This window comes from Bacteroides luhongzhouii (assembly GCF_009193295.2).
GTDB lineage: Bacteria > Bacteroidota > Bacteroidia > Bacteroidales > Bacteroidaceae > Bacteroides > Bacteroides luhongzhouii.
Map to the genome: position 1 here is coordinate 5,501,278 of NZ_CP059973.1, position 18,464 is coordinate 5,519,741.

Consider the following 18,464-nt stretch of genomic DNA (forward strand, 5'->3'; position numbering starts at 1 on the left):
GATACCGGGATTAAATAAATCCCGGTTTGGTGAAGTAAAATCCATTCTCATTCAACCATTTAACATGCCATTTCAGGCGATTGGTGAAATCAATCCAGTTGCGGTCACTTCCCCACGCCAATTCTGAAAAGGCCTGAAGAGAAGGGAAAACATGCTGACCGAACTTCCGCTCATTAGGAATCATTTCCGTCCAGACACAGGCTTGGAAGCCTAATACATTCTGCTTCACAATATTAGGAAACTGGGGGTCGAACTCGAAGTTATACAAAGAGCTTAATCCTTCGTCCGAAGGCGTTGCGCTCAAATAGAAACGAGACCACTCCATAAATACAATCGGATAACCTTTCTGGGTAATCTTTCCCGGCTGGTCGGGCAGCCAGTCACGCCAATAGGTATAGATCAGGTCTTGTGGATCTTTCTCAAGAAAAGCATCGTCCCATCCCATCACTTTCTTACCTTTACCCTTCACATAGTTCGTCATTATCTTCACAAAGCGGTTTTGCAATTCATCCACTTTCTGATAACCTTCCTGTTGCATCAACTGCTGACAGACTTCACACTGCTCCCAGTTATCCTTTTCTACCTCGTCAGCCCCTATATGAAAATATTCCGAAGGAAAGATTTCAACCATTTCATCAATGATAGATTGCACAAACTGATAGTTTTCCGGGCGGGAAGGGCAAATAGGATAAGAAAATTCTTCTCCCCAACCAGCTTCTCCCGTACACGACAGTTCGGGATACACTTTGATAGCCGCCGAGAAATGCCCTGGCATATCTATTTCGGGAATAATATCAATACCTCTTTCCAATGCGTAACTCACCAAGCCTTTCATCTCTTCTTGTGTATAATGACCACCATATTGCGAACCATTTCTCACAAAACGAGGATCTATCTCGTAGTTATAATCTTGTTGGGAAAGTTCTACGCATCTCTTGTCATACTCGTCGAAGTCACGCCAGCTTCCTTCCTGCGTCAGTAAAGGATATTTTTTCACTTCGATACGCCAGCCCTGATCGTCGGTCAAATGCAGGTGGAGCTTGTTTATTTTGTAGAAAGACAAACAATCTATCACCTTTTTCAGATAGTCAACCGTAAACATGTGCCGTACCACATCGATATGGAATCCGCGCCAGTCGTATTTGGGAGCATCCTTTATATCTACCATCGGAAGATATTTCGAGTTTCCCGAAGTGAAGAAATTAGCTTGTTCGAGTGCTTGCCTCAACGTTTGGATTCCCCAAAGAAGTCCGGTTTCCGTTGAATAATAGATGCAGGCTCCCTCTTTGGTTACGGTCAGACGATAGGCTTCTTTAGCCAGATCAGATTCTTGTTTCACCCGGATAAAGGCATGATCGTTGGAAGCGTCACTCGCGGAAAGAGACAGTTTCTCTTCCAGCGTGGATTTCAACAGTTGTGACGTAGAAGCCGGAATATTCTGGCTAACAGTCACATTCTGCGGAAGAGTGACCACCGATTCTTTATAATCAACTCTTTCCGGCAAAGGCATTACCGACAGGCGGGTCGGTACCCGTTCCGGATACCCTCCATTATCATTGTCATTGCACGACAATGATGTGATCGCACCTATTCCCAACAGGAATAATATACCGCCTTTTTTTATCTTATCATAGTTCATAACTTGTCTACTTTTTGTGGATTAATTTACTTTGAGAGTGCTTGTCACACTTTCTTTGTTTAAATAAAACAGTTTAGCTTTCACAACCGAAGCATCACAGGTTATGGGAGCTTCCCAAAGTGCTGAATCACGAGTTGGTTCCGCTCCATCGGTCGTATAGCGTATCTCCCCTCCCCGGATGGGGGTGTTGGCATAAAGCTTGCCTTCTTTGATGCAAAGTCCGGGATGAGGCAAACGGAAGTTAATGTTTCGGGACGCCCAATGGGGCATTTCCTTCTCACTCGCTTTCGAATAGAACAGAGCCAGCGCTTTGTTGAAAGCCAGCTGTTCTTTCTCTCCTGCCAGCATACTCCAAGCGGGAAAAGCATTCCACCCGCGTTCTACCAGTCCGAGGATTTTAGGAAAGGTATAATATTCCACCCACTTGAAATCACGGATCGTTTCTGCAAACAGTTGCGCTTGTACTCCTTGGATACGCTCCTTGCCGGATGCGGTCAAAACTGTTTTTCCTCTTTCCGCAATACCTAAATCGACCGGATTGCCAGCCATATCAGTACGCGAAGAGCGATAGATGTGATATGGAAGCATGGAAAAGCCTTTAGATTCATCCACATATCCGGCCCACGAGAGCCCTCTTTCATCGGGGTGAGCATCATAGGCCAAATCCAGATAGAAGTTGTTCACGTTGCAGAGGATCACCGGATAACCTTTGTTGGCTACCTGATAAGGTATTTCGTCCGCTTCCCATTCGGGAACAGTATTCCAGCAATATATTCCTGCCGCAAGCCTGTTCAAATGACGGTCGGTAGCTTCCGAATGTCCCAACGCTGCTTCCTGCCAGCCACTGAACCGCACATGATATTGTTGCAGATAGTCTGCCATCTTCGTGATGTAGTATTCAGACAGTTCATGCGCACTCGTCATTCCATGTTCATCCATAAATGCCCGGCAGACAGGCGAACCCATCCAAGCTCCATCAGGCACTTCATCGCCTCCCAAGTGAATGGTAGTCAAAGGTACCTCCGCTTCTTCATACATAGCAATCAGCTCACGAATCACTTTTTCCATAAACCGATACGTGGAGGGCAATGCCACATTCATCACGTTATCCGTATAAGACTGTGCGGAAACATAGCGGGAAGTATCTTGCGCGTCACTCAACAAATATTCGACGGCCTTTTCAGGATCGGTGTTTATATATTTATGATAACGTGCTTTCATGGACACAATTGCCGCCCGTGCATGTCCCGGAGACTCTATTTCCGGGATCACACGCACATGTCTTTGAGCTGCATAACGCAATAAATCTATAAACTCTTCACGAGTATAATACCCGTTGCCGGAGGTAGGCGCAGACGGATCATAGTTGCCATCGTAGCCCGGATACAAACATTCCAGTTCATCCGTGGTGTGTCCCCGACGTGCACCGACCGAAGTCAGTTCTTCCAGACCGGGAATCTGAAGACGCCAGCCTTCATCATCCGAAAAGTGGAAATGCAGCACGTTCAGTTTATAAGAAGAGATAGCGTCTATCAGTTTCTTTAATTGGTCTGCCGTCGTGAAGTTTCTGGCAATATCCAACATTTGTCCGCGATATGGCAAGTCGGGGTAGTCACGGATAGATACAGCTTCCAAACAGAACGGTTTCTCTTGTCCTTTCAAGAGAGAGAGCAAGGTTTGCGTGCCATTGAAAATGCCGTGTGACGTAGGAGCTGAAATATTGATCAGACTATTTCCTGTGTCCATCCGATAGTATTCGTCATTCGCAGCCGTCTCCTGTTGCGGCAAATAATCCAGATGAACCGTTACCGGTGCTTCGGAAATGACTTCCAACCCATAGAGTGTTTCCAACTTATCTTTCAGCAATCCTGCTTCGTTGGCAAAATCGGGATGAAAAGTCAGTTTCACCTTATTTTCTATGGTAACGTTTTCTTTACCGACAGCCGGAAACGCTTCCTTTACTGACGGGAAAATATCAGTTTGTTGCAACTTGCCAGTAGTCTCTAACGCCAAGTTTGAAACATATATTTTATCAGGTGCAGGATACCAGCTTTCCGACTCCATTCCTTGCAGCGGATAGATAGTCAGCCCGACAGGCAAGGGAGTACCTTGCTTGCCGCCTGCCTGACTCACCCAGTAAGTACCTTCGGGAGCATGTGACAGTTTTTTCAGTCCGTTGGTACAACAGAACGTCACAATCAGCGAATCTCCCGGTGCCAATGGCTGGAAGTTTTCCGCCGGATACATCCGGAAGAAGTTCGCATTTACTACCTCTACCTTGACCGATGCAGATTCGTCTTGAAGAATCTCACGAGGCAACTGCGAATAATAGATGATCCAGTCCTTTCCCAAAGGAGCATCTGATATATTCTTCAGGATAAATGAGTTCTCATAGTAGCCGGGCTGCACTTCGGCAGCTCCCATCTCCCAAGTCAATGACACGGGGGCTTTCGCCCCGTCAGCCGATTTACAGCCGGTCATGAACAACAGGAGACACAGACTTCCCCCTATCGTATATAGTATATTTCTCATAGGCTTTCCTATTTTTCTATATATCACTCTTTCAGACATTAATCACTCAATCGTTCGATGTGCAATGTTTCTTTGCCTACTCCCTGCGAAGTATCGAAAGTCAGACGGTAATAGCCAGGTACGAAGCCGTCGCCACTCGTTATTCCATTGGAAGCCGATATTTCAATTCCATCCGTATCACCGGATAATGAACCTGCTTGCAACTCCATACCTTTATTTTTATTCCATTGCAAATCGCTGTAAATTTCGATTTCGAAAGACTCCCATTTATGAGTATTACTCAAATATACGGTAGTCTGATACTTCTGTTCACCAATCGGGACAATATATCCTAACTGCAATATATCTTCCATATTCCAGCCATCATTGGTATCATAATCCGTATTCCAGATAGGAGCACTAGTGAATCCATGTCCAGCCAGCCAGAAGCAAGCAGGTGCCACATCGCCCATCCGGGCAACCCAAATATAGTTATATTTAGAAGAATAATAGATTTCCCAAGTACCCGATTTGCGCAGGAAGGTAAACTTACCATTGTCCGGATTATAACTAAAGAAGTCGCGGTTGTAAGCATGTTCCACATCTTCAAATCCACTCATTTCAAATTCTTCACCTTGAGTAAAGCTAATCTGGGCACGGAAAAGTCCTTCACTGGCTATCAACTCGGTTTCTTTAATTTTCAGGTTCTTCTGGAAACCGACGACACCCAATTTAAAAGTCATCACGTCGAAAGTGATCTGTTCAACAAACCAATCCCGGTAATCAAAGGCAAAGCTGGGTCCCGACGCTTCAATAAGGACAGCTGTATTACTCTTTTCAGCAGCTCCCCAAATCAATTCCGCATCGTCCAATGATTCCGTAGTGGAGATTTTTCCAGTCAGCTCCATCGGATAGCCCTCTTCCGAGCCGGAAACTTCCGTAAGATACAGATAAGGATTCTCTGCGCTCCGGGTCATTTCTACCACCTCACCATTATAGTGAAGATAGAGCACTTCCGGAATCTGTGGACGGACGATATGGAAATCAAACGTTTGAGAGACTTCACTACCTTCCACATTGATGGCAGTCAATACTACTTTAGCTTCCTGGTTCTCTTCCAAGTCAGCCTCAAACGGGATATAAATTCCTTTCTCAACAATCGACACATCAGTGCCTTTCGTACGGATCGACTGCGAATTTACCAAGGTTTCACCTACCATCAATTTCACTTCCAGCGTAGACAAAGGAGTCTCCGGATCGTGAATCTTTACAGAGAAATAAAGAGAATCAGCTGCAGGAGTCTGATCGGTAGTCGAGAATTGTAGTCCTGATAGTTCAGGACATGAATATGGATACTTCACCCGACCATCTTCTTCGCTACATGAAGCCAGCCAGCAAACGGTTAGCCCCAGCAACCATAAAAACAGATTATTGTGTTTCATCATTTTTTCTTTTAAAGTTTTACGTTCCTCTTTTCATTAATAACCTTCATTTTGAGTCAGATTGGTATTTTTATCTTTCTCTCCTTGAGGAATCGGCCACAACTGCCGGAAAGCCTGCAAACCTGCAAACAGCAATCTGCCATCTTTGTCTTTATGTTTCTGCATCACTTCCAGCAAACGGTTATTACGTACCAGGTCAAACCAGCGCTGACCTTCCATATACAACTCCAATTGACGTTCATTCTCTACCGCCAAGCGGCCCCTAGCCTGTCCCATATTCTCATCTAGAGAAGAGGGAGCAAACCCCGCACGTTCTCTAATGCCGTTCACGATTCGAATCGCTTCCGGAGTGCGGTCTAACTCTACCAGTGCTTCGGCTTTCAACAGGAGTATATCCGCCAATCGCATCAGAATAATGTTGGAAGTCTTCTCGCGAATCTTATAAGACAACGGATAACTGTCCGCCGGCCAATAGGTGTCATAAGGAACCGATTTCCAAAGGATACTGGATGCATAACGGGTATCTTTCTCCTTGTCGAATTTAGCAACCAAGTCATGAGTAGGCGTACAATAACGTCTCCAGGTCACCGAGCCGTCGTCTTCTTTCAGCAACACCCAATAAGCCCAGTTGGGAGCATCGGAGGTGTAATAGACTTCAAAGATACTTTCGGAAGAGAATTTCTTGTCAGGTTGCCACAACTCATCAAAGTTGCCGACCAGCGTATAACCCTCTGCTATCACTTTGTCGCAAGCCTCAACCACTTTGGCATAGTCGCGTGTTGATTTCTCTCCTCTGGTTGCCAACACCTTGGCACGCAAAGCATAAGCGGCACCTTTGGTGGCCTGGAAAACTCCTTTATTTTTGCTTGCCAGGTAACGAATGGTATTTTCTTCGTTCAGATCATCCAATATCTGATCGTAGATTTTATCTGCGACAGAGCGTTCCGGATACATCACCGGATACCATTTATCCAGATTCTCGGCTGTAATGGTCGGAATCAAATCCAACACCATCGGAGCGTCTCCCCATAAACGGACGATATCGAAATAGGCCCATGCCCGCAAGAATTTTGCTTCTGCGATGACCCGATTACGCTCTTCTGCTACGGTAGAGGCAGGGTCCATCATTTTCGTATTTTCAATCACACTGGTTGCAGTGCCCGCCATTGAATAATACTGTGACCAGACCAATTCTACCTTATAATTGGTAGAGGTTAGTTTCAACAGATCAAATTCTTGTTCGGCCACACCGTCTCCACCAATATAGCAATTATCGGACTGAACATCTCCGATGGTGTAATTTTCCGACTGGAATATATCTGCCTTAAAGCTTTCATACACACCTTGCAACTCGGCTTGCGCATCTGCCAGACTTCCGTATTTAGACTCCTGATCTTCCGTTCCGGTACCCTCCTGCATAAAATCCGATTGCGGTTTCTCATCCAGAAAATTACTGCATGAAACGAATAAGACACAGAGTACGACATAAGCTAACTTTATTATGTTTTTCATTTTCGCACCTATTAAAATTCAACATTCAAACCAAATATTACCGCCCTCGATTGAGGATAAGTACCATAGTCCACTCCTTGAGCAACGGAGTCACCGCCAAAAGCATTTACTTCAGGATCGTATCCCTTGTATTTTGTCAATGTGAAAAGATTTTGTCCGGTGACGTAAGCCTGCAACCTGGACAAATGTATTTTATTCAACCATTTCTTAGGGAAATTATAGGATAAAGTGACTGTTTTCAAGCGCAGATAAGATCCGTCTTCTACAAAACGGGAGGAGTTGTGATTGTTCTCTGTATTACCAACGCGGGGGACATTGGTAATCATACCCGGTCGTTTCCAACGATCCAATACACGAACCGACTGGTTTCTAAAGTCAGTCATACCTTCCATATCGATGCGTGACGCATTAAAAATCTTATTGCCCTGACTTCCCTGCAAGAAAACAGACAGGTCGAAGCCGGCATACGAAAATGTATTCGTCATACCGTAAATGAATTTAGGCTGGGCATTTCCCAAGGTAGTGCGATCTTCCGGATCGATAAAGCCGTTACCATTCAGGTCACGATAGATGATATTTCCAGTTTCCGGATCGACGCCTTCCGATATATATCCAAAGAATGTTCCCAATGGAAGACCTTCTTTCAGGATGACAGCTTTCTCCTTGGATTCATACATTTCAGCATAATAATAGACTTTATTCAAACCGAGCTTCGTCAACTTATTCCGGTTGAAAGAGATATTGAAATCGGTATTCCACTGGAAGTTACCTTTAAAATTCTGGGAAGAGACAGTGAACTCCATACCTTTATTCACCATTTCGCCATCGTTTCTTGTCACACTGCTTGGCACTACATTCTCCGGTAGGCTGACTGTCAGTAATAAGTCGGTTGTTTTTTTGTAATAAGCGTCCACCGAGAAGGATAAACGAGAATCAAACATTGTCAGGTCGAGACCCAGATTCCACTGGCTTGTTTTCTCCCAAGTCAGTTCTTTATTGGCTGCCGAACCGGGTCTTATGGCAAGTCCCGGATATAAATTACCTTCTGAAACCGGTAGTTTACTAACACTCATGGAAGCCATGTAAGCGTAGTTTCCAAAACCGCCCTGATTACCGTTCATACCCCATCCGGCACGTAGCTTCAAATCGGTTACGATGTCTTGCAAAGGTTGCATAAACTTTTCGCTTGATATTCTCCAACCTGCCGAAACAGAAGGAAAAGTACCCCAACGGTGTCCCGGAGCAAAACGGGAAGAACCGTCGGCACGGAAGTTAACCGTCAGCAAATAACGGCTGTCATAATTGTAGGCTATACGACCCAAAAAAGAGGCCAGCGTCCATGCGGAGGCAGAAGAACCGCAAGCGTCCTTATCCAACTGATTGGCGGCACTGATAGAATGAATATCGGGATAGGACTCTGCCAGATCAAAACCAGCCATCCAGGATGCGTTATATTGCGCACGCTGTTGGGTGGCTCCTCCCAAGAGTGAAAAGTTATGCTTGTTGAAGGAACAATCATAGGTTAGCAAATTCTCAAAAAGCCATTCGAAATTTCGTGAGAAACTCTCTTCCACACGTCCTTTTGTACCGCGTCCGTCCGAAGTTGAAATCGGGTCCAGATAATAATCCCAGTGTTCATTAGTCAGTTCAATGCCAAAAGTTGTTTTGAATTTCAGACCTTTGTATATGTCAACCGTAAAGCCAAGTGAACCATTAATATGATCTGTATTTGTGTTACTGTCTGCAGCATTGGCAGCCAGCGGATTCAGAATACGTGCACCATAAGCCTGTTCGTCGTATTCATTCGGATCATACGGGTTCCACTTCTGCATAAACGGAGGAGTATTCACTACGGACAAGATGGAACCGGCACGCAAAGAACTGCGGCTTTCGTTCACCCACTGTCCTCCTGTATGCGAATATGCAAAGTTAAGTGCCATCTTTAACCATTTTGTCTGCTCACTATCCAAATTCGCACGGAAATTATACCGGTTGAAATGTGCTTTCTCCACAATACCTTGTTCGTCGGAATAACCTCCGGATACAAAATATTGTAATTTTTCGGTTCCATTTGCCACGGATAATTGATAGTTCTGATTAACGCCCGTACCGAAGAATAAATCAGTCCAATCCACATAGCGTGTTTCATTTTCAGGGATATTGGGAGCAACGTCCGAAACAGCTTTCAAGTCTTTCATCAAGTCTTTATATTGCTCTGTATTCAAGGCATCTATCTTCTTCCCTAATTTAGAAAAACCCACATAAGCACTCATTTTCACCTGTGGCGCACCGATCTTTCCTCTCTTGGTCGTAATCAACACCACTCCGTTTGCCGCACGTGCTCCATAAATAGCTGCAGATGAAGCATCTTTCAGGATTTGCATACTTTCAATATCATTCGGACTGATATTCGAAATATCATCCGACGGCAAACCATCTACCACATACAACGGCTCATTAGATGCCTGCACCGAAGTAGCACCTCTCACCCGGATGGTTACCCCGGAACCCGGCATACCCGATGGCTGCACGACTTGAATACCGGCTGCTTTTCCCTGAATGGCTTGTGCAGCCGTCATGATCGGACGTTCTTCAATATCTGCCGTAGAAACCACTGATACTGCCGTCGTAATATCTTTCCGTTTCATAGAACCGTATCCCACCACGACAACTTCTTCCAGCACTTGCGAATCTTCACTCAAAGACACATTATATATGCTCTGTTTATTGACCGTGTGAGACTGGGAAACGTAACCGATATAGGAGAAACTGATTTTTGCCCCTATGGGAGCTTCCAAAGAGAAACGTCCGTCGATGTCAGTAGCGGTCCCAATATTCTCCCCTTCCACTCTCACGGTAACACCAATCAAAGGTTCCCCCCTCCGATCGGCTACAACACCGGTTATTGTTTTCTTATCTCCTTTCCGGGAGGCGTTTTGTTCGGTTTTCAGGGTAAGCACTACCTGCTTGCCCGATTCTATCTTATAACTAATAGGTGACCCTTTGAAAACTTTTTCTAAAACCGAATCGATGCTTTCATTGTCCACTTTCAATGAAATCTTTTGATCTAATCCGGGAAGCTTATCCGTATAAAAGAAGCTGTAATCAGCCTTCTTCTCAATCACTCGTATCGTCTGGCGTATTGTCTGATTTTTTACAGAGAAAGTGATCTGCGCACTTACCTCTTGAGACACAAACAACAAGATACAACAGAACATAACAAGCCTGAATATGATATGTAATTGTTTTCTCATTAGTAATTAGCTTTAAATTCTTTAAAATATAAGTCTGAAAATTAGACTTTTTATTATCTTTGTGAAATCATGAAACAAAAAGGATTCCCTTTCCCTTATCCGCATAAGGAAAAATTTCTTTTTTACTATCATGTATAAACCGTATTTTATTTCAGGGTGGAATTATGCTGCTACATAATTCTACCCTCTTTGTTTTATTATGAGGTGTCTTCCATAAATCGTCTTTTTTAGTTAATACTACTTCCAATTCTCACCGTATCTCCTTCTAACTCATAGGTCAAAGGATAAGTAAGGCTTATAATGTAAAATACATTATGCAAACTGCTGTTCCGGATGGTTCCGGAAAACGGCACATTCTTCAGCTTCTCCGAGTCAAACACGACTTTCACTCCGTACATCCGCTCCAGCGTGGTCGCGATCTCTGCTAAAGGCGCTGAATTAAAAATCAACATATTGTTCCGCCAAAAGTCTATTTCACGCAGATCCGAGATAGGCGATTTAGTAAATGTCTGCTTGTTCTTATGATACTCTACCTTTTCGCCGGGTTTCAACAAGGTGGCATTCGTTTTATTAGAAACCCTGACACTTCCTTCCGCCAGCAGTGTCGTGACGGAAAGATCGTCCCCATATCCCTTCACATCAAAGGTTGTTCCCAACGCTTCTATCTCCAAATCATTGCAACAGACGATAAAGCGCTTGTCTTTGTTCTTTGCCACCTCAAAATAGGCTTCTCCGTCTAAATAAATCTTTCGGTCGGATTTGTTATACTCCGCATCATAAGAAAGATGAGTAGCCGAATTCAACCAGACTTTCGTTCCATCAGGTAAAGTCAGATTTGCTTTCTGCCCGTAATCTACTGCAACCATGAAAGGATCCTGTGATACCTTATTTATATGTCCTACTCCAAAATATGTGGCCAGCCCCAAACAAACCGGTAATAATATAGTGGCCGCCACCTTATATATAATAGGTTGCCAACGCCGCTTCTTCGGATACAGAATTTTGGGTTCATCCAAATTCCGCTGCAGATGATTCCACATTTCTTCTTCCACTGTCTTATCTATTTCGACAGCTGCTTCTTTCCACATCTGCTCGCAAAGCGAATTAAACTCATCACGAATTCCCGGTTTGCGAATCCATTCAATAAGTATCCTTCTTTCTTCAGGAGAGGTCTCCTGCTTGAAGAATTTTTCCAATAGTACTATGTAATCGTGTTGCTCCATAATTTTCCTGTTCTATATATACTAGCCTTGAGAGACAAAAAAGGACTACAAGAAAATGAAGATAAGTTAGATCTTAACTTTTATTAAAGGTTAAGCATTAGATATGGTGCAGGAAGAGAGAAACAGAAAAGGCAATCGTCCCCAGCTTGTCACGCAGGAAATCCAAAGAACGATGTACCTGTGTAGCAACGGTCTTTTCGGATATATCCAACTGTTCAGCTATCTCACGATAGTTCAGTCCGGATTTCCAGTAGAGCATAAAAACTTCCCGACGGGCAGGAGGCAGTTCTTCCAAAAGTTTCAGGATATATTCTTCTAAAAATAAATAATCCAACTCTTCATCTATCTCTACAGATTCGTCAGCCGATTCATTCGATAATTTATCCACATAATTTTGAAGCAGGAGTTCGCGCCTCACGTAATGATACACCATATTTCGGGATATTTTAAAAAGATACCCGCCAAAATTTCCATCCAAATCAATATTGAGCCGCTTCTCCCAGATTTGGAGAAAAATATCCTGTGTAATGTCCTTTGCCACCCCAGCATTGCCTACCATAGAAAGGACAAAACTGTAAATGCGAGCATTGTATGCACGATACAACGCTTCAAAAGCATTTTTATTTCCTTCCTTCAATAGTTGAAGTTGTTGGGTGGTAATCATTATCAAATAAAGTTAAATCATATATGGACTCAAAAATAACGAAATAACTAAAGCCGACAAGCAAAGCGCTTGTTAAAATTTCAATAAATCAATATCTAAGCTTTTAAAAAAGAATAGGATATAAACGCATAACCTATGTATATCATATCATAAATTCAGCCATTTTGCTATAAAATTAATAGAAATTACCAATCAACAGCTACAATTTCTAACTTTTATTCCTACATTTGCGGGCAATTGATAACTTATTAACAAATTACATAAATACCATGGCTAAAATAACGAAAGAAGCCGCTTTGCTCTATCATTCACAGGGCAAACCTGGCAAGATTGAGGTAGTGCCTACCAAACCTTATAGTACACAAACCGACTTATCACTCGCATATTCCCCCGGTGTAGCCGAACCATGTCTTGAAATTGAGAAGAACCCGCAGGATGCATACAAGTATACAGCTAAAGGAAATCTTGTAGCTGTTATTTCTAACGGTACAGCCGTACTCGGACTGGGCGATATAGGCGCCTTGAGCGGCAAACCTGTAATGGAAGGTAAAGGACTGCTTTTCAAAATCTATGCCGGTATCGACGTTTTCGACATCGAAGTAGATGAGAAAGATCCGGAGAAATTCATTGCGGCAGTGAAAGCAATCGCTCCTACCTTTGGAGGGATCAACCTGGAAGACATCAAGGCACCCGAATGTTTTGAAATCGAACGTCGCTTGAAAGAAGAATTGGACATTCCTGTAATGCACGATGACCAGCACGGTACTGCTATTATCTCCAGCGCCGGTTTGGTAAATGCCCTGCAGGTGGCAGGAAAGAAAATCGAGGATGTAAAAATCGTCGTGAACGGTGCCGGTGCATCCGCAGTATCTTGTACTAAATTATATGTATCTTTGGGCGCGCGCCTCGAAAATATCGTCATGCTGGATAGTAAAGGTGTTATTAGCAAGACACGTACCGATCTGAACGAACAGAAAAGATATTTTGCAACCGACCGCACAGATATCCACACGCTGGAAGAAGCAATCAAAGGCGCGGATGTATTCCTCGGCCTGTCAAAAGGAAATGTGTTGAGCCAAGATATGGTACGCAGCATGGCTCCGATGCCCATCGTATTCGCATTGGCTAACCCGACACCGGAAATCTCTTACGAAGATGCAATGGCAGCACGTCCTGACGTACTGATGGCTACCGGACGTTCCGACTATCCGAACCAGATTAATAATGTAATCGGTTTCCCATATATCTTCCGCGGCGCTTTGGACACTCAAGCAAAAGCAATCAACGAAGAAATGAAGATTGCAGCCGTACACGCTATTGCCAACCTGGCAAAACAGCCGGTACCTGATGTAGTCAACGCAGCCTACCACGTAAACAACCTTTCTTTCGGTGCGGAATACTTTATCCCGAAACCGGTAGATCCACGCCTCATCACTGAAGTTTCATGCGCAGTGGCAAAAGCTGCTATGGAAAGCGGAGTGGCTCGCACAGAAATCAAAGACTGGGACGCTTACTGTGTTCACCTGCGAGAATTGATGGGTTACGAATCCAAACTGACCCGCCAACTGTATGATACTGCCCGCCGCTCACCGCAACGTGTCGTATTTGCCGAAGGTATCCACCCGAATATGCTGAAAGCTGCCGTTGAAGCAAAAGCCGAAGGTATCTGTCATCCTATCTTATTAGGAAACGACGAAGCTATCGGAAAACTGGCAGAAGAAATGGATCTTAGCCTGGAAGGAATTGAAATCGTGAATCTCCGCCACCCGAACGAATCAGACCGTCGCGAACGTTACTCCCGCATCCTTGCAGAAAAACGTGCACGCGAAGGATTTACATACGAAGAAGCCAACGATAAGATGTTCGAACGCAACTACTTCGGTATGATGATGGTGGAAACGGGGGATGCAGACGCATTCATCACCGGACTTTATACAAGATATAGCAATACGATCAAAGTGGCAAAAGAAGTGATCGGCATCCAACCGGGCTTCAAACACTTCGGTACCATGCATATCCTGAACTCCAAGAAAGGTACTTACTTCCTGGCAGACACATTGATTAACCGTCATCCCGATACGGAAACATTGATTGATATCGCCAAACTGTCCGACAAAACAGTTCGTTTCTTCAATCACACACCGGTTATCTCTATGTTGTCATACTCTAACTTCGGCGCTGACACCGCAGGTAGCCCAGTGAAAGTGCACGAAGCAGTTGCTCACATGCAGGAAGAATATCCGGAATTGGCTATCGACGGTGAAATGCAGGTAAATTTTGCCATGAACCGCGAATTGCGTGATACCAAATATCCGTTTACCCGCCTGAAAGGTAAAGACGTAAATACATTGATTTTCCCGAATCTAAGTTCAGCAAACGCCGGTTACAAACTGTTGCAGGCAATGGACCCGGATACAGAATTCATCGGCCCTATCCAGATGGGATTGAACAAACCTATCCACTTCACCGATTTCGAAAGTTCTGTCCGTGACATTGTGAATATCACAGCCGTAGCCGTGATCGATGCCATTGTTGACAAAAAGAAAAGAGGAGTTAAATGAAGCGTCCGTTATCCAAATCACAAATAGTTTGCATCAGCCTGCTTTGGTTGGCGCTTTGCTATTTAGTTCTGACGAAAGCCGAACGAATTGACGGGATGACGATAGTAATGCTTGTCATTTCGGCAGCATTAGTATTTATTCCTGTTTATAAGTCGATCAAAAAGAACAAATAAATATCTTTTTTCCTATTTTTAATGCGATAAAATATCAATTTTGATGTTTTATCGCATTTTTCTTTATAAAATGTTTGCCAGTTCAATTTTTATCTTTACTTTTGCAACCGAAAATAAAAGTCCGATGTACCCATATGCAAGTGTGTAAATTGCTATATAATACGAAAGCACACAGTCAAGCGGCACATTAGCAAATTGTCAAATTAGCACATTATTTTTATATCAACCAATTAAAGAAAAAAAAGATTATGAATGCAGCAAAGGTATTAGACGATCTGAAAAGAAGATTTCCCAATGAACCGGAGTATCATCAGGCAGTAGAAGAAGTACTTTCTACTATTGAAGAAGAATACAACAAACACCCGGAGTTTGATAAAGTAAACCTGATCGAACGTTTGTGTATTCCTGATAGAGTATATCAGTTCCGCGTGACTTGGATGGATGATAAAGGTAATATTCAGACCAACATGGGTTACCGTGTTCAGCACAACAACGCGATCGGTCCTTACAAAGGCGGTATCCGTTTCCACGCATCTGTAAACCTTTCTATCTTGAAGTTCCTTGCCTTTGAACAAACATTCAAAAACTCACTGACTACTCTGCCGATGGGTGGTGGTAAAGGTGGTTCCGACTTCTCTCCTCGTGGAAAGTCAAATGCCGAAGTAATGCGCTTTGTACAGGCATTCATGCTGGAACTGTGGCGTCACATCGGTCCTGAAACCGATGTTCCTGCCGGTGACATCGGTGTTGGTGGCCGTGAAGTAGGTTTCATGTTTGGTATGTACAAAAAACTGGCTCATGAATTTACCGGAACATTCACAGGTAAAGGCCGCGAATTCGGTGGTTCACTGATTCGTCCGGAAGCTACCGGTTATGGTAACATCTACTTCCTGATGGAAATGCTGAAAACAAAAGGCACTGACCTGAAAGGTAAAGTTTGTCTGGTTTCCGGTTCCGGTAACGTTGCTCAATATACAATCGAAAAAGTAATCGAACTGGGTGGTAAAGTAGTTACTTGCTCTGACTCTGACGGTTATATCTACGATCCGGATGGTATCGACCGCGAAAAACTGGATTACATCATGGAACTGAAGAATCTGTACCGTGGCCGTATCCGTGAATACGCAGAAAAATATGGTTGCAAATATGTAGAAGGAGCTAAACCTTGGGGTGAGAAATGTGATATCGCTCTTCCTTCTGCAACTCAAAACGAATTGAATGGCGACCACGCTCGTCAGCTGGTAGCAAACGGTTGTATCGCTGTATCTGAAGGAGCTAACATGCCTTCTACTCCGGAAGCTATCAAAGTATTCCAGGACGCTAAGATCCTTTACGCTCCGGGTAAAGCTGCTAACGCCGGTGGTGTATCAGTATCAGGTCTTGAAATGACTCAGAACTCTATCAAATTGAGCTGGAGTGCTGAAGAAGTAGACGAAAAGCTGAAAAGCATCATGAAAAATATCCACGAAGCTTGCGTTCAATATGGTACAGAAGCTGACGGATACGTAAACTATGTGAAGGGTGCTAACGTAGCCGGATTCATGAAGGTTGCTAAAGCAATGATGGCACAAGGTATCGTATAATCAGCGAAAGATATATAAGCTATAGTTTATTTAAAGACTCCCGCCTTCCGAAAGGAAGTGCGGGAGTTTTTTTTATGCAAAAAAATAACAGGCAATACGTACATAATTCATAGTTATTATCTATCTTTAGATAGAAATTATCTGTTTGACAAGCAAGCAAAAGAAGCCTATCTTTGTTACATATTATAAACCCCGGATGAAAGAATAAAAAGGCGACAGTCTGTTTATACTTGTATCCGACTAAAAAATCCATTTATGGAAAAGAAAAAACTCACTGCTGCGAACGGTCGCCCTATCGCCGACAATCAAAATTCGCAAACCGCAGGTCAACGCGGGCCTGTCATGTTACAAGATCCCTGGCTCATTGAGAAGCTTGCCCATTTTGATCGTGAAGTGATTCCGGAAAGACGTATGCACGCTAAAGGTTCAGGAGCATATGGCACTTTTACCGTCACTCACGACATCACAAAGTACACCCGTGCCGCCATTTTCAGTAAAGTCGGAAAACAAACAGAATGTTTTGTCCGTTTCTCCACCGTAGCCGGAGAACGTGGAGCTGCCGATGCAGAACGTGACATCCGTGGTTTTGCCATGAAATTTTACACGGAAGAAGGTAATTGGGACTTGGTTGGTAACAATACTCCCGTATTCTTCTTACGTGATCCACTTAAATTCCCGGATCTGAACCATGCTATCAAACGAGATCCGAAAACGAATATGCGTAGCCCGAACAGCAACTGGGACTTCTGGACGCTCTTGCCGGAGGCATTGCATCAGGTGACTATCACCATGAGTCCGCGTGGTATTCCTTATTCATATCGCCACATGCACGGATTCGGCAGTCATACTTATAGTTTTATCAATGCAGAAAATCAGCGTATCTGGGTCAAGTTCCATCTGCGCACCTTGCAGGGGATCAAGAATCTGACTGACCAGGAAGCGGAAGCAATTGTTGCTAAAGACCGTGAATCTCATCAGCGTGATCTCTTCGAGAGCATCGAAAAGGGCGATTATCCGAAATGGTTATTCCAGATTCAGTTAATGACGGAAGAGGAAGCGGACAATTATCGCATCAACCCGTTTGACTTGACTAAAGTATGGCCGCACAAAGATTTTCCTCTGCAAGATGTCGGTATCCTTGAACTGAACCGCAACCCGGAAAACTATTTCGCCGAAGTGGAACAGGCTGCTTTCAACCCGATGAATATAGTAGATGGTATCGGTCTGTCTCCCGACAAAATGTTGCAGGGACGTTTGTTCTCGTACGGTGACGCACAACGTTATCGTCTTGGAGTGAATGCCGAACAAATCCCGGTCAACAAACCTCGTTGTCCTTTTCACGCCTATCATCGTGACGGTGCTATGCGCGTAGACGGAAACTACGGTGACACTAAAGGTTATGAACCAAACAGTTACGGCGAATGGCAGGATTCTCCTACTATGAAAGAACCGCCTCTCAAAGTTACCGGTGAAGTTTACAACTACAATGAACGGGAATATGATGACGACTATTATAGCCAACCGGGTGACCTATTCCGACTGATGCCAGCTGAAGAACAACAATTATTGTTCGAAAATACAGCTCGTGCTATGGGAGACGCTGAACTATTTATCAAACAACGTCATGTACGCAACTGCTACAAAGCTGATCCCGCATACGGAACAGGAGTTGCCAAGGCATTGGGAATTGATTTGCAAGAGGCTTTGAAAGAGTAATCTGCTATCACTTTCCTCTACTGGTACTCCTTCTTCCTGAAGAAAGAGTACCAGTTTTCTTATACCCCAAAGAGTATAATATGAACTATAAATCATTATCAAAGTACTCCCTTTTGTATAGTATTACCGCCAATCTCGAATTTTCTTTTAACATTCTACAGAAATAGCGATTCAACTATTTTAACT

Annotated in this window: 11 protein-coding genes; 4 read left to right on the plus strand and 7 right to left on the minus strand. The window is 43.8% G+C overall.

What is annotated here, in order from left to right; genetic code table 11:
• Positions 1-10: 10 nt before the first annotated feature.
• The 7 genes from GD631_RS21085 to GD631_RS21115 all read right to left on the minus strand — a co-directional run bounded on the left by GD631_RS21085 (position 11) and on the right by GD631_RS21115 (position 12,245).
• A complete protein-coding gene (locus GD631_RS21085) occupies positions 11-1,639 on the minus strand; it encodes a beta-N-acetylhexosaminidase (protein WP_143257928.1) in 1,629 nt (542 codons plus the stop codon).
• A gap of 21 nt (positions 1,640-1,660) precedes the next feature.
• A complete protein-coding gene (locus tag GD631_RS21090; protein WP_143257927.1) occupies positions 1,661-4,171 on the minus strand; it encodes a family 20 glycosylhydrolase in 2,511 nt (836 codons plus the stop codon).
• A 38-nt stretch (positions 4,172-4,209) separates the two neighbouring features.
• Complete coding sequence (locus GD631_RS21095; RefSeq protein ID WP_143257926.1) at positions 4,210-5,595, minus strand: DUF5016 domain-containing protein; 1,386 nt, start codon at positions 5,593-5,595, stop codon at positions 4,210-4,212.
• A 33-nt stretch (positions 5,596-5,628) separates the two neighbouring features.
• The gene (locus GD631_RS21100) at positions 5,629-7,104 is read right to left on the minus strand and encodes a RagB/SusD family nutrient uptake outer membrane protein (protein WP_143257925.1); all 1,476 of its coding nucleotides are present in this window, start codon (positions 7,102-7,104) and stop codon (positions 5,629-5,631) included.
• A gap of 11 nt (positions 7,105-7,115) precedes the next feature.
• Positions 7,116-10,358 carry a TonB-dependent receptor gene (locus GD631_RS21105; protein WP_143257924.1) on the minus strand — a complete coding sequence of 1,081 codons (3,243 nt, stop codon included), beginning with the start codon at positions 10,356-10,358 and terminating at the stop codon, positions 7,116-7,118.
• A gap of 227 nt (positions 10,359-10,585) precedes the next feature.
• Positions 10,586-11,581: a FecR family protein gene (locus GD631_RS21110; RefSeq protein ID WP_143257923.1), complete on the minus strand. Its 996-nt coding sequence runs from the start codon at positions 11,579-11,581 to the stop codon at positions 10,586-10,588.
• 97 nt (positions 11,582-11,678) lie between these two features.
• Positions 11,679-12,245, minus strand: coding sequence for an RNA polymerase sigma factor (locus tag GD631_RS21115; protein ID WP_143257922.1), 567 nt, complete (start codon positions 12,243-12,245; stop codon positions 11,679-11,681).
• Between the two features lie 269 nt (positions 12,246-12,514).
• On the opposite strand from GD631_RS21115, the gene GD631_RS21120 reads away from it, so the two are divergent.
• The 4 genes from GD631_RS21120 (at position 12,515) to GD631_RS21135 (ending at position 18,278) form a co-directional block, all read left to right on the plus strand.
• Positions 12,515-14,806 carry an NADP-dependent malic enzyme gene (locus GD631_RS21120; protein ID WP_143257921.1) on the plus strand — a complete coding sequence of 764 codons (2,292 nt, stop codon included), beginning with the start codon at positions 12,515-12,517 and terminating at the stop codon, positions 14,804-14,806.
• On the plus strand, positions 14,803-14,979 hold the full coding sequence (locus GD631_RS21125) for a hypothetical protein (protein WP_004317275.1): 177 nt from the start codon (positions 14,803-14,805) through the stop codon (positions 14,977-14,979). The genes GD631_RS21120 and GD631_RS21125 overlap by 4 nt, the downstream gene beginning before the upstream one ends.
• A 248-nt stretch (positions 14,980-15,227) precedes the next feature.
• Entirely contained in the window at positions 15,228-16,562 is a 1,335-nt protein-coding gene (locus GD631_RS21130) for an NADP-specific glutamate dehydrogenase (protein WP_004317274.1), read from the plus strand.
• A gap of 255 nt (positions 16,563-16,817) precedes the next feature.
• The gene (locus GD631_RS21135) at positions 16,818-18,278 is read left to right on the plus strand and encodes a catalase (protein ID WP_008641219.1); all 1,461 of its coding nucleotides are present in this window, start codon (positions 16,818-16,820) and stop codon (positions 18,276-18,278) included.
• Positions 18,279-18,464 lie beyond the last annotated feature (186 nt).